Annotated in this window: 13 protein-coding genes; 5 read left to right on the forward strand and 8 right to left on the reverse strand. The window is 51.0% G+C overall.

Annotated elements, in window-relative coordinates; all coding sequences use genetic code 11:
- Positions 1–150 precede the first annotated feature (150 nt).
- The 5 genes from HMPREF9141_RS08100 to HMPREF9141_RS08120 all read left to right on the forward strand — a co-directional run bounded on the left by HMPREF9141_RS08100 (position 151) and on the right by HMPREF9141_RS08120 (position 4,782).
- The gene (locus tag HMPREF9141_RS08100) at positions 151–1,050 is read left to right on the forward strand and encodes a diaminopimelate dehydrogenase (RefSeq protein WP_007368180.1); all 900 of its coding nucleotides are present in this window, start codon (positions 151–153) and stop codon (positions 1,048–1,050) included.
- Positions 1,051–1,140: 90 nt separating this feature from the next.
- Positions 1,141–1,542, forward strand: coding sequence for a PH domain-containing protein (locus HMPREF9141_RS08105; protein ID WP_007368181.1), 402 nt, complete (start codon positions 1,141–1,143; stop codon positions 1,540–1,542).
- A complete protein-coding gene (gene dacB / locus HMPREF9141_RS08110; RefSeq protein ID WP_174256070.1) occupies positions 1,539–2,852 on the forward strand; it encodes a D-alanyl-D-alanine carboxypeptidase/D-alanyl-D-alanine endopeptidase in 1,314 nt (437 codons plus the stop codon). Before HMPREF9141_RS08105 ends, dacB begins: the two co-directional genes overlap by 4 nt.
- 22 nt (positions 2,853–2,874) lie before the next feature.
- Entirely contained in the window at positions 2,875–4,089 is a 1,215-nt protein-coding gene (locus HMPREF9141_RS08115; protein WP_007368183.1) for a mechanosensitive ion channel family protein, read from the forward strand.
- Positions 4,090–4,260: 171 nt separating this feature from the next.
- Complete coding sequence (locus HMPREF9141_RS08120; RefSeq protein WP_040554994.1) at positions 4,261–4,782, forward strand: hypothetical protein; 522 nt, start codon at positions 4,261–4,263, stop codon at positions 4,780–4,782.
- Between the two features lie 35 nt (positions 4,783–4,817).
- Here the strand turns inward: HMPREF9141_RS08120 and HMPREF9141_RS08125 are convergent, their stop codons facing one another.
- The 8 genes from HMPREF9141_RS08125 to HMPREF9141_RS08160 form a co-directional block, all read right to left on the reverse strand.
- Positions 4,818–5,483 (reverse strand): DUF4276 family protein, encoded by a 666-nt coding sequence (locus tag HMPREF9141_RS08125; protein ID WP_007368185.1) that lies wholly within the window; start codon positions 5,481–5,483, stop codon positions 4,818–4,820.
- Complete coding sequence (locus tag HMPREF9141_RS08130; RefSeq protein WP_040554705.1) at positions 5,480–6,541, reverse strand: AAA family ATPase; 1,062 nt, start codon at positions 6,539–6,541, stop codon at positions 5,480–5,482. The genes HMPREF9141_RS08125 and HMPREF9141_RS08130 overlap by 4 nt, the downstream gene beginning before the upstream one ends.
- Before the next feature lie 230 nt (positions 6,542–6,771).
- Complete coding sequence (locus HMPREF9141_RS08135) at positions 6,772–7,155, reverse strand: hypothetical protein (protein WP_040554706.1); 384 nt, start codon at positions 7,153–7,155, stop codon at positions 6,772–6,774.
- 262 nt (positions 7,156–7,417) lie between these two features.
- Positions 7,418–7,876: a DUF6078 family protein gene (locus HMPREF9141_RS08140; protein WP_025067990.1), complete on the reverse strand. Its 459-nt coding sequence runs from the start codon at positions 7,874–7,876 to the stop codon at positions 7,418–7,420.
- An 85-nt stretch (positions 7,877–7,961) separates the two neighbouring features.
- Positions 7,962–9,695, reverse strand: a complete 1,734-nt coding sequence (locus HMPREF9141_RS08145; protein ID WP_007368189.1) for an acyl-CoA dehydrogenase family protein — start codon at positions 9,693–9,695, stop codon at positions 7,962–7,964.
- A gap of 87 nt (positions 9,696–9,782) precedes the next feature.
- Complete coding sequence (locus HMPREF9141_RS08150) at positions 9,783–10,181, reverse strand: endonuclease domain-containing protein (RefSeq protein ID WP_007368190.1); 399 nt, start codon at positions 10,179–10,181, stop codon at positions 9,783–9,785.
- A gap of 125 nt (positions 10,182–10,306) precedes the next feature.
- Positions 10,307–11,329, reverse strand: a complete 1,023-nt coding sequence (locus HMPREF9141_RS08155) for an electron transfer flavoprotein subunit alpha/FixB family protein (protein WP_007368191.1) — start codon at positions 11,327–11,329, stop codon at positions 10,307–10,309.
- Positions 11,330–11,622: 293 nt separating this feature from the next.
- Positions 11,623–12,492: an electron transfer flavoprotein subunit beta/FixA family protein gene (locus HMPREF9141_RS08160; protein WP_004351705.1), complete on the reverse strand. Its 870-nt coding sequence runs from the start codon at positions 12,490–12,492 to the stop codon at positions 11,623–11,625.
- Between the last annotated feature and the right edge of the window lie 335 nt (positions 12,493–12,827).

Raw genomic sequence — 12,827 nt, forward strand, 5'->3', positions numbered from 1 at the left:
GGGGATGGGGCTTGACCGGTTTGCTGTCTTGCTGGGGGTAGGGCTTATATAATTGTGTTAAAAATATGCCGCAAGGCAATACTTTCTACAAAGAAAACATTACTTTTGCAGATGTATAAATAGTACTAATTATAATAAGGTAAAAGGAATATGAAAAAGATCAGAGCAGCCGTTGTAGGCTATGGCAATATCGGTCAGTACAGCGTCCAGGCATTGGAAGCTGCAAAAGATTTCGAGATTGCAGGTATCGTACGCCGTCAGGGTGACAAGGACAAGCCCCGGGAACTCGCCCCGTATGAGGTGGTTGACGACATTACCAAGCTCAAGGATGTGGACGTAGCTATCCTTGCCACACCTACCCGCAAGTGTCCGGAATATTCCGAGAAAATCACGGCACTGGGTATCAACACCGTTGACTCGTTCGACATTCACGGTTCTATCCTCGACTACCGTACGAAGCAGATGGAGAACAACAAGCGCACGAATACCGTCAGTGTGATTTCAGCAGGCTGGGATCCGGGTTCTGATTCTATCGTACGTGTGCTGCTGGAAAGCCTTGCACCGGAAGGTCTTTCCTATACCAACTTCGGTCCGGGCCGTTCCATGGGACACTCTGTCGTCGCCCGCAGCAAGAAAGGGGTGAAGGACGCATTATCCATGACCATTCCTCTCGGCGAGGGAATCCACCGCCGTATGGTCTATGTGGAACTGGAAGAGGGGGCGACCCTCGAGGAGGTAACCAAGGAAATCAAGGCCGACGACTACTTCGCCCACGACGAGCTGCACGTGTTTGCCGTACCGAGCGTGGCTGCCCTGAACGATGTCGGGCATGGCGTTCACATGACACGCAAGGGCGTGAGCGGGAAGACGCACAATCAGCGTTTCTCATTCGACATGAGCATCAACAACCCGGCTCTTACGGCGCAGGTGCTCGTGAATGTGGCGCGTGCCAGCTTCCGCCTTGCACCGGGCTGCTATACAATGCCCGAAATCCCGGTCATCGATATGCTGCCGGGCAGCCGTGAGGACGTTATCGCAACGCTGGTTTAGAATGATGGCTTATGGGCTGAGAAGCCTTGTTGATCTTATTGGTCTTATTCGCCTGACAAGGGCGATAAGGCCAATAATCTTTTGCGCAATATGAGAACTTTCCGACATAAAGTGACGATAAACGATGCAGGAGCCATCGTGGTGTTTGGCTTGGGATCCTTTTTCTGTCTGTGGAACAGGACGAACAGCCTGATGATTCTCCTCGGTGTCCTCCTGGTTGTCGTGACCATCCGGGCTGTGGACCGTGCCATCCATACGGAATATGTGCTGACTGATGACGGCGTGCTGCAGGTGAAGACAGGACGGGTCGGCCGGACAAGACGGATAGAACTGAAGAAAATAAAGAAGATAGGGAAACGTCCGTTTGCCTTCCGTTTAGGTGTCTACGCACTGATAGAGCTGGTGGACGGAAGCGTTGTCAGCGTTCAGCCTGATAATATGGACGGTTTCCTGTCAGCCCTTGGAAAACGGATAGAAACGAAAGAGAAATGAGATTGAGACTCTTCCCGGCACTGCTTCTCGGTGTCGTGTTAAGCCTGCCGGTACAGGCGCAGGTCAGTTTAGACAGCACGATGGTTGCAGACACCATCGTCTCGAAGGCTTTTGCAGTACTGCCGGAGAACGATGATTCCGTCAGCGAGGAAGAAGATACGGACAGTATTATCCCGGCCTTCTCTACAGACAGCCTGCTCAGCTGGCAGGAGAATGCCGTAATGCGGCTGGACGGCATACTCCGCAGCCCGTTGCTGGAGACAGTGCAGACGAGTGTGATGGTTTGGGATCTGACCGATGATGTACCTGTCTATCAGTTCCGTGAATGCCTCCATCTGCGCCCGGCATCCACGATGAAGTGCGTCACTGCCATTGCAGCCTTGGACAGGCTCGGAGCCGACTACGATTTCCGGACACGTGTTTACTGCACTGGCGAGATGGACGATTCCACACTCGTTCTGCATGGCGACCTCTATTGCGTGGGCGGTATGGATCCGATGCTCTCGTCCTCGGACCTGGCAGAGATGGCACGTGTCATACGCAATCATGGCATCACGTGTGTAGAGGGCAATCTCTATACCGACTTCTCCTTCAAGGACCGCGACCGGCTGGGGAAAGGCTGGTGCTGGGACGACAAGAATCCTGTGCTCTCGCCGCTGCTTGTTGATCGCAAGGATGACTTCGCCGACCGTTTCCGCCGCCGATTGTCGGAGGCGGGTGTAACGGTGAATGGTATTACCGCCGACCGGCAGCTTCCTGACAGTGCCCGGCTGCTGACGATGCAGACGCACTCCGTCCGCCAGGTGCTTCGCCGCATGATGAAGGTGAGCGACAATCTCCATGCCGAGTCGCTGTTCTACCAGCTGGCTGCCAGCGGCGGTACACGGTGGGCATCGGCACGCCAGGCACGGCAGTATGCGTATTCTCTCTTCAGCCGTATCGGGCTGAATCCCCGTGACTATTATGTTGCTGACGGGTCCGGTCTCTCTCTGTATAATTACGTGAGTACCGAACTTGAGACAAGGCTGCTGCGGTATGCCTTCCAGCATCCGGAAATCTATGAAGCCCTGCATGAGGCTCTGCCGGTGGCAGGCGTGGACGGAACCTTGCGGAAACGGATGCGCGGCACGGCTGCGGCCGGCAATGTGCGGGCCAAGACGGGCACGGTGAAGGGTGTCAGTTCGCTGGCGGGTTACCTCACGGCTTCCAACGGTCACCTGCTCTGTTTCTCGGTCATCTGCAACGGCGGACTCTCCAACGGTCCTATGCGCAACCTGCAGAACAAGATCTGTGTGGCACTGTGCCAATAGCTTATGAAATTAGGATTTGTGAATGATGAATTTCAAATTAACACCTCCCCGTCATTTTGTCAACGACGCACTTGAAGAAATCAGAATCTTCGTAGAGAACATTATCCTTTCGTTGGGTGTACACGGCCATGCCGTACCCGTCGTGCGCCATGTGTTGCTGGCCGTGGTTGCCCTCCTGCTGGCATTTTTTGCCGAACGGCTCTGTAAGTATATCCTCGTGCCGCTCATTCTCCGGCTGGTGAAGCGCACCGAAGCGCACTGGGATGATGTTGTCTTCGATCGTCAGGTACTGCGCACAGCCTGCCACATTGCCCCTGCACTGGTGATATGGCAGCTGATGCCGCTTGTCTTCTATCAGTTCCCCATGGTGCAGGAAATACTGCGTCGGCTCACGGCAGTCTATCTCACCATTGCCGCGACACGTCTGATTACCGGCATCATCGACCGGCTGCGTTATCTGAACACCCGCCCCGGCAGTTCCACGAGCCAGTATCTCAAGTCGTTCTGCGGCGTACTGAAGATTCTTGCCATCTTTATCGCCGTGGTTGTCGTCATCGGTATTCTCATCAACCGTAGTCCGATGGCATTGCTTGCCGGTCTGGGAGCGACTTCGGCTGTCCTCATGCTGGTGTTCAAGGACACCATCGACGGCCTCGTCGCCGGCATCCGGCTGACCAGCAACGAGATGATACACATCGGAGACCATATCACCGTACCCGGCGGATTCGTGGACGGAACGGTCATGGACATCACACTCACTACCGTAAAGGTGCGGCAGGCCGACAATACCATCACCACCGTACCGCCCCTGACACTCGTCAGCGGTATCTTCCAGAACTGGAAAGGGGTGCAGGATGTGGACGGACAGCGGGTGAAGAAGATGGTCTACTTCGATGTGCGCAGCATCCGTGTAGTGGATGACAGCCTTCGGAAGCAGCTTCTGGAACAGGGATTCGTGAAGGAGGAGGAGCTGAAGGGTGAGGTCATCAACATGGCACTCTTCCGCCATTATATGGAGCATTACCTTGCCAAACGGGAAGATGTCAATGAGAAGATGACGCTCCTCGTGCGCCAGCTGGAGGCCACACAGGCGGGTGTGCCGATCGAACTCTATTTCTTCCTACGCACAAAAGACTGGATTCCCTACGAGCATTCGATGGCCGATATTCTCGAGCACGTTTATGCGTATGCCAATGCCTTCGGCCTGAAAATCTACGAGCAGACCCCTGTACAGTAAGCCCTTCCTCCTTATTCCCATCTCCTTTCGGGTGGGGAATAAGGAGGCCGCTTGCATCGTTCCTGCATCAGATAGCGTTTTTTATTACCGAAAAAGCTTCCAACTGGAAAAAAAACAGTATATTTGCACTGTACTTCTATCGGATTGACTAACTTTTAAACAGGAATGAACATGAAACAACTGAAAACAATCAAGCGTCTGACTGCCTTCGGCCTGTTGGTACTGATGACCGCCTGCTCCACAGAGAATACCGTTATCGGAAATGTCGGAGTAAGTGATGTGAAGTCGTCAGGCTGCAAGGCCTCTGCCTCGCGGCTGGATTCCCGCCCTGAATACTATAACAATTTTGTAGGACAGAAGTCTGTGCTGCATCTTACGCTCGGTGCGGATAACATCGTCAATGCACGCTTTGCCGACTTTATGGACAACTGTTCTATCGAACTGTTCCATGTTGATGCAAGCAGCAGCGAGGGAAAAATCGTCCTCGTTCTGTACCCCGATAAGGATATGGCGACAAACTGCATTTGCCGGTATGATGTCGACTTCAAGATGCAGAACATCGTTCCCGGCAGCTATCAGCTGGAGGTGTACCATACTGCTGCCGACAAGCAGGTCAGCAAGGGTAATAGGGTTTATAGCGGCACCGTAAGCCTGGAGAATGGGAAAGAGGTTGTGCTGACAATGAGCTGGTAGGAGGATAGTGTGGAAAGTATGGTCGTGTTACCCTTTTATTCAAGGGCTGCTTCCATACTTTCCACCCATGTTTTGAATCTTGGGCATTTCTCCAGCAGTTCAGATATCCCCACAGTATTGATAATATCTATTCCATGTAACACTTTGTTATAACCGGGGATAAGTTTTTTCAATCGCACGGAAGGAGCCGTGTCGGGGTGGTTGTTAATGTCTTCGGGATTAGGATGTTGTTGGATGACATCTATTAATCCTTTGTAATCCATTTCGTTTCTTTCAAACAGGGAGTCTATCCCATTGATGGAAGCAAACACCAAAGCCTCAAATTCATGAAGTTGGATATAGGGGATGAAGTTATCGAATTGATGTTTTCGAGTGTCTTCCAAGTCTTTCTTTATTCTTGTTTCGAGCAGATCTGCTTGTTCCTTGTGCGTTTGTGTTGCTGTCAGATCACTGAAACCGGGAAAGTCTGAAGGCAGACGGTAGAAATCTATCATCATTGATACGATTACATCTTTTTCATATATTGTGTTCAGAATGTCCTTTTTGATATAAGAGTATTTGGAAACTCCCCCATGCGAGTGTTTTGTCTTGAAGCATTGTATGGTATTATACAGTCCTTTGGAACAGAAAAAAGGACGGAGTATATTATTGACGAAACTTTCTTCGGTTTCGCCTTCTACGATTATTACCAGTCTTTTCATAGCAATTTTGGTTGTCCGTTAATTATGCTTTTTGTCCATAATTCTCCTAAAGAGTAATCATTTAACCAGCTTTGCAGTGTGTCGTTGTTCAGTCTGTTGAAAGAGGATTGCCTGTCCTTGCGGTCTACAGTGATAATATCTTCAGCATCAAAGTTGTTGATAAGGTTTACCGACTGTGTGGATATGATAACCTGACAATCTCTGGAGGCAACAGATTTTATCATACCAGCCAGCTTGACGATAGCTGTCGGGTGCAGGCCCAGTTCTGGTTCGTCAATGATAATGACTTTGGGCAAGACAGGTTGTTGCAGTAGTGTGGCAAGAGCGATGAACCGTATGCTGCCATCAGATAAATCATTGGCATCGAAATACTTCTCGTTATTTTCCATATCACTCCACTGTAAGTTGATCTGGCTTTCGTCGAGCAGAGATGGTGCAAGAGAGAAATTACCAAAGTAAGGCATAACAGAACGGATCGTCAGTTCTATCCTTTTCAGTGTCTTGGGATGTTTCTCTTGCAGCATATAGAGAAAGGCAGGAAGGTTACTTCCGTCAGTCTTGAGAAAACGGTTGTCATTGATATTTGCACTGCTTCTCAACGGTGCGTCTTTACTTGTGTCATGGAAGTGGAAAATCTTGTAACTTTGGAGGTATTCTCTCAGCCACTTGTCGCTAAAGGTGGTTGAGTCTTTGATATAACTTTCATCTAAGTTAGAGACAACGTTGGGTCTTGATTGGTAGTAGCTTCTTTCTTCGGCGATAAACAGACTTCCGTTGTTCCGTGCCTGAAGCGTTACCCCATAGGCATTGTCGCCAAATTCCAGATAGCCTTTCAGTTCTTTGGTTTGTTTTCGCCCATAATGAAACAGTCTTTCTGCACTGTTCTGCATCGTATAGTTGTGCAGACGTTGCTCATAGATGATGTTTATCAGTCTGAAAAAAGAAATGAAGTTGGTTTTGCCAACACCATTTGAACCAATCAGTATATTGATCGGTCTCAATTCTAAATCTACGTGGTGGATAGATTTGTAACCATCTATGATAATTCTGTTCAGCATTGTGAAAATCTCATTATCGAAGTAATAAACAATTCCATTGCAAATATACGATAAATTTATCATCTTCACAACTATTTTCCTGATAGAGGACTAAATACTATTTCATGGTGATTGATTAGATGTATTGTTAGGTGGATTCTGTTTTTGAGGTAACCTGCAATTAAATTCAAGCCGCAATGCTCCCTGCATTGTGGCTTGGATTTAGTTTTTCTTTATAAAAGCAGATTTCGTTACTGCAACTGCATGATGCCGTCTTTATTGACGCTCACGACGCCTTTTACTTTCCTGAAGTCGGCAATGGCTTTGTCGATGTCCTGGTTTTCATCAACCTTGACGGCGACCCCGCTGAACTCCTTGTATTTGTAAAGGAGGGTACAGCCCTGCTTCTTGATGGCTTTCAGCAGGGGCTTGTTGCCGGTTTTCCTGTCGAAGAAGATGATCAATGTGTGGCTGACAGATGTCTTCTCTCTCTCACGTCTTTCCTTTTCCAGTCCTTCGCCCTCATCGTCACCATTCATAATCTGCTCTTTAATTGGGCATTGTGCCATTGCTGTGGTAGACTGAACCAATAGGAAGCCCACCAATAATAGGCTCGCTTTAATGTACCTCATCATATTCTTTTCTTTTAAATACGTGTTGCAAAGATATAGGTAATTCTGCATATCACCACAAAGTCGTATGTTTTATTCTGCTCTCAAAGTAATTATATAAAATTGTCTGCTGTTGTACAATTCATTGTATATCGTCATACAATCCGTTGTATACCTATATACAATCGGTTGTATAAAGTCATACAATCCGTTATACACTGTCTTATTAAAGACCGAGGTGACAGTGTCGGGAGCGTAACCAACTATGCAAAACAACGTTGAAGAGTTATTTCTGTCGTGCTATTCGCATCAATGTCGGGTATTGCTCTTCGTATCTGTCGAACTCAATAAGGTTTCCGTCATACCCCATGTCAGTGATGGCAGAACGGATGCAGGACTGCTCCTTTTCTGTTATTGCGCGCCGTTGCTGTTTGATATGATAGTAGAGTGAAGTGCTGAAACAAGACATTACCTCCTGTTTGACACGATGAAGATCGGCCGCCCGCACATTGTCATAAATGTGGGAGATGCCCCATGCGAAGCGTTCTTTGCGGTCGGCATCATAGGCGGGACAGGGCTGCCTGCCGGTTATCACCTGTGGATTGGTAACGGTGAAATACTCCCGTGTGTTCGTATGGAGCAGGGTGTAGGCTGTGTGGCGCAGGCATTGATTGGCTTTCGGACAGTTCGTACCGGCACAGTGAGCGTAGTTGTAGTCCAATTGATTGTATTCTTCTTGGTTCATGATTCGGATTCCGTGATAGAGAAAAAGATGGGGAGGACGTGTTGACATCCTCCCCCCTCTTTAGATGTTTCTTGTGTATTGTTCGTTATGCTTCAGTAGGCTCGTCGTCTGTTGCCTTGAACTGCTCAAGGTCTTCCGGGTTGAAGGCTTTGATGTAAGCGGCGCTGCCGATCACCTCTTCTTCTGCCATACGGACGAAGATGTTGGCGGACTTCTTGAAGAGCTCCGGTGCCTTGGCAGCATCCTCGATGAGGAGGAGGGAACCGATGATGTCGGCAGTCATGTTGTACAGCCGGCGTGCGAGGAAGTCGTGGACATCCTGGTTCTCGCCTGCATTCACCTTCTCGACCGCCTCTTGATAGAGCCGGACGAGGCGGGCGACACGGTCGCGCAGCGCCTTCATGCAATCACAGGCGAGTTCATCCTCAAGCATCTCCTTCATGATAGAGAGGTAAGTGCCGTTGGTGATGTAACGCACGGCAGCAACCACCTGCAGCTGCGTCGTTCCCTCATAGATGGAGAAGATACGTGCGTCACGGTACAGCCGCTGGCTCTTGTACTCCATGATGAAGCCGGAACCACCGTGGATAGAGATGGCATCGTAGGCGGTCTGGTTGGCGTATTCGGAGTTGATACCCTTTGCCAAGGGTGTGAACGCATCGGCCAGACGGGTATATTTCTTCATCTCCTGGCGTTCCTCCGGTGTGAGCTTCTGGTCACGCGCAATGTCTTCCAGTGCTTTGTAGAGGTCGACGTAGCGTGCTGTCTGATACAGAAGGGAACGGCCGGCATCGAGTTTCGCCTTCATGCGGGAGAGCATATCGTAGACAGCCGGGAACGTGATGATCTTCTTTCCGAACTGTGCGCGCTCCTTGGCGTATGCCAGTCCTTCGTTGTAGGCCTCCTGCTCGACACCGACCGACTGTGCGGCGATGCCGAGACGTGCGCCGTTCATCAGTGCCATCACGTACTTGATGAGGCCCATGCGAGTGTTGCCGCAGAGTTCTGCCTTCGCATTCTTATAGACCAGTTCGCAGGTAGGAGAGCCGTGGATGCCGAGTTTGTTCTCGATGTGGCGCACGTCAACGCCTCCGTTGCGCTTGTCATAGATGAACATGGACAGTCCGCGTCCGTCACGTGTACCCTCTTCCGAACGTGCAAGGACGAGGTGGATGTCGGAATCGCCGTTGGTGATGAAACGCTTCACGCCGTTCAGTCGCCAGCAGTTTTCCTTTTCGTCGAAGGTAGCCTTGAGCATGACACGCTGGAGGTCGGATCCTGCATCAGGCTCAGTGAGGTCCATTGACATGGTCTCACCTGCGCAGATACGTGGGATGTACTTCTGACGCTGTTCCTCATTGCCGAACTCATAGAGTGTGTCGATGCACGACTGCAGTGACCAGATGTTCTGGAAACCGGCATCGGCGGCAGCAATCACCTCGGACAGCATGGAGAAGACGACATTCGGCAGGTTCAGACCGCCATAGCGGCGGGGCATGGAGACACCCCACAGTCCGGCCTGACGTGTAGCCTCGATGTTCTCCAGCGTCTTGCTGGCATAGTGCATACGGTTGTCGATGAGGTGCGGACCTTCCTGGTCGACAGCCTCGGCGTTCTGTGCGATGATGTTCGCCGCCACGTCGCCTGTGATGTCCAGAATGCGCTTGTAGTTCTCAATCGCATCTTCATAGTTCACCGGTGCGTCAGCGTGTGCAGCGGCATCAGCATAGTTACGCTCTTTCAGTTCTACGATGCGTTTCATCAACGGGTGCTCCAGATGGAACGCTATTTCCGGGTGGTCAGTATAATAATTTGCCATATTAAAAGTGTAGTGGCCCCTCCCCCTTGCCCCTCCCCCAAAGGGAGGGGAGTAGAATGTTCTGTTCCTGGTGGTTAGGGGTCTTCTTTATTCGTTGTTTATAAAATCGTTTATTTGTTCAGTGACGTTATCAAGTTCCGTGCAAATCTCATCATTCGTGAATCTAAGTACGTTGAAACCCATGTCGTTGAGGCATTCTTTCCTCGTCGCATCATCTGTCATTTGCTGAGATTCATTATGATAAGCTCCATCAACCTCTATAACCAAGTTGTGAGAAAGACATACGAAGTCGACAATAAAGTCGCCGATCGGGTGTTGTCTTCTGAAGTGGCAATCACCCCTCATACCTCTTAGCTCGTTCCAAAGGATACTCTCTGCAAGCGTCATCTCCTTTCGATTCTCCTTTGCATAGTCCTTCAAGATATGATACCTGTCAGGTGATGAGGTTTCATAACCCAACTTCTTCTTCCTCCTATCCTCGCTCATGGTTGATTGCGTGTCAGCTTATAACGTCTTCTGAATATAAGTAGAATAGTCCTATTCCGTCCTTTCAATATCCCTCTGTACATTTCACTCCCCTCCCTCTTGGGGAGGGGCCGGGGGAGGGGCCGTTACTTACTGTTCTGCTTATAATATTTTATCAGCTTCGGCACTACCTCCTCAACGGTACCATTGATGACATAGTCGGCAATGGCATTGATGGGAGCGTCGGGGTCGTTGTTGATGGAGATGATGATGCCGCTGTCCTGCATACCGGCAATGTGCTGGATCTGGCCGGAGATGCCGCAGGCGATGTACACCTTCGGGTGGACGGTGACACCGGTCTGTCCGATCTGGCGGTCATGGTCAGCCCAGCCTGCATCCACGGCGGCACGGCTGGCACCTACTTCTCCATGGAGTTCCTTTGCCAGCTTGAAGAGCAGGTCGAAACCTTCCTTTGAGCCGACACCGTAGCCGCCGGCAACAACGATCGGCGCACCCTTGAGGTTGTTCTGTGCAGGCTCGACATGACGGTCGATGACCTTTACCACATAGTCCACCTCAGGTACATACTTCGCTACATCAGGATAGACAACCTCGCCCTTTGCCTTGCCCTCATAGAGAGCCTTCTGCATGACACCCGAGCGGACGGTCGCCATCTGCGGACGGTGGTCAGGGTTGACGATGGTCGCCACGATGTTGCCGCCGAAGGCAGGACGGATCTGATAGAGCAGGCGCTCGTAATGCCTGCCGGCTTTCTTGTCGTCGTAGTCGCCGATTTCAAGCTGTGTACAGTCGGCTGTCAGTCCGCTGGTCAGTGAGGACGATACACGCGGGCCGAGGTCACGGCCGATTACGGTAGCCCCCATCAGGCAGATCTGCGGCTTCTCCTCTTTAAACAGGTTCACCAGAATGTCCGTGTGCGGTGCCGACGTGTAGGGGAAGAGCCCCTCGCCGTCGAAGACAAACAGCTTGTCTACACCGTAGGGAAGAATCTGGTCTTCCACTTTCCCCTTGATACCGCTGCCGGCAACAATGGCGTGGAGTTCCACGCCTAACTCGTTTGCGAGCTTGCGACCCTTGGTCAGCAGCTCCTGTGAAACCTCCTGTACGGTGGTTTCCTCTATTTCGCAATATACAAATACGTTGTTCATAAATCAAATGTTCGACCAATCAGCCAATCAACCAGTCCCAATCAGCCCCTCCCCCTTGCCCCTCCCCAAAAGGGAGGGGAGTGAAATGTATCATTTGCTACAGGTGCAACTGGCTTTTCGAAAGTCGGAAAACTTCTTGTCCCCACATACTTTTCAGTAGCAAATATCCTATAGTTAATATTCAGTAAGATGATATTCAGCAATAGGACATTCTACGCCCCTCCCTTTGGGGGGAGGGGATGGGGGAGGGGCCGGTTCGTTGGCCGGTTGGTTGGTTCGTTGTTCAGGCTTTTTTATCCAATAATCTTCTCTCCTAACAGTTCCTTTACGAGCCCCTCTACATCCTCGTCCGAGCCGGTGAGCGTCTTGCTCTCCTTGGCCTGGAAGACGATGTTCTGTACTGACTTCACCTTTGTAGGCGAACCGGACAGGCCGCACTGAACCTCGTCGCCGTCAACATCGGCTACCGACCACTGGTTCAGGGTCAGGTAAGGACGCTCCTCGTAGAGTTGTGTCCAAGGCTCATCGCCCTTTCGTTCCATCGGACAGGTAGCATACTTGTACTTCATCACGAGACGGGCATTGCAGGGACGGGCTGGAGCAGCGGTGCCGTTTACCGTGACAAGCACCGGCAGCGGTGCCACGACGGTCTCAACACCTCCGTCGATGTGGCGGCGGATTGTAGCCTTGCCGTCCTCAATCTTAAGGATTTCCTCGGCGTAAGTAACCTGGTTGAGTCCCAGTTTCTGTGCGACCTGCGGACCCACCTGTGCCGTGTCGCCGTCAATCGCCTGACGTCCGCCGATGACGATGTCTACATCGCCGATTTTCTTCACGGCCGTAGCCAGTGCATAGGATGTAGCCAGCGTGTCAGCACCTGCAAACTTGCGGTCGGTCAGCAGCCAGCCGGTATCGGCGCCGCGATAGAGTCCCTGGCGGATAATCTCGCCGGCACGTGGAGGCCCCATGGTCAGTATCCCCACGGTAGATCCCGGGTTCTGTTCCTTCAGCCTGAGCGCCTGCTCCAGTGCGTTCAGGTCTTCCGGGTTGAAGATGGCAGGCAGTGCGGCACGGTTCACCGTTCCCTCGGCTGTCATGGCATCCTTCCCCACGTTTCTTGTGTCAGGTACCTGCTTGGCAAGTACAACGATTTTCAAACTCATAAATATAATAATGTGTTGTTTAGAAATTCTGTCACGTGTTTGATGGCAAAAGTACTGTTTTTTTGCAAAACAAACAAATAAAAGCCGTAAAAACCGTCCTGCCGTCACGCCCTTGGAACCGATCGGGCGAGAACTTCCGCCAGCCGTATCGACATCACACGAAGTCGACCTCCTGTCCTACGGCTGCCGGCCCGCCGCTTCCCGACTATCCGGGAATCCCATTCCCAAGCCTTGGGAATCCAGTTACCAGACGTCGGGAACCGCATTCCCGACCGGTCGGGAACATGTCAGCCTGACCGGTGCTGTTTTTTTTCTGTTCTTGTTTTGTCTTATCA

The organism is Prevotella multiformis DSM 16608 (assembly GCF_000191065.1).
GTDB classification, from domain to species: Bacteria; Bacteroidota; Bacteroidia; order Bacteroidales; family Bacteroidaceae; genus Prevotella; species Prevotella multiformis.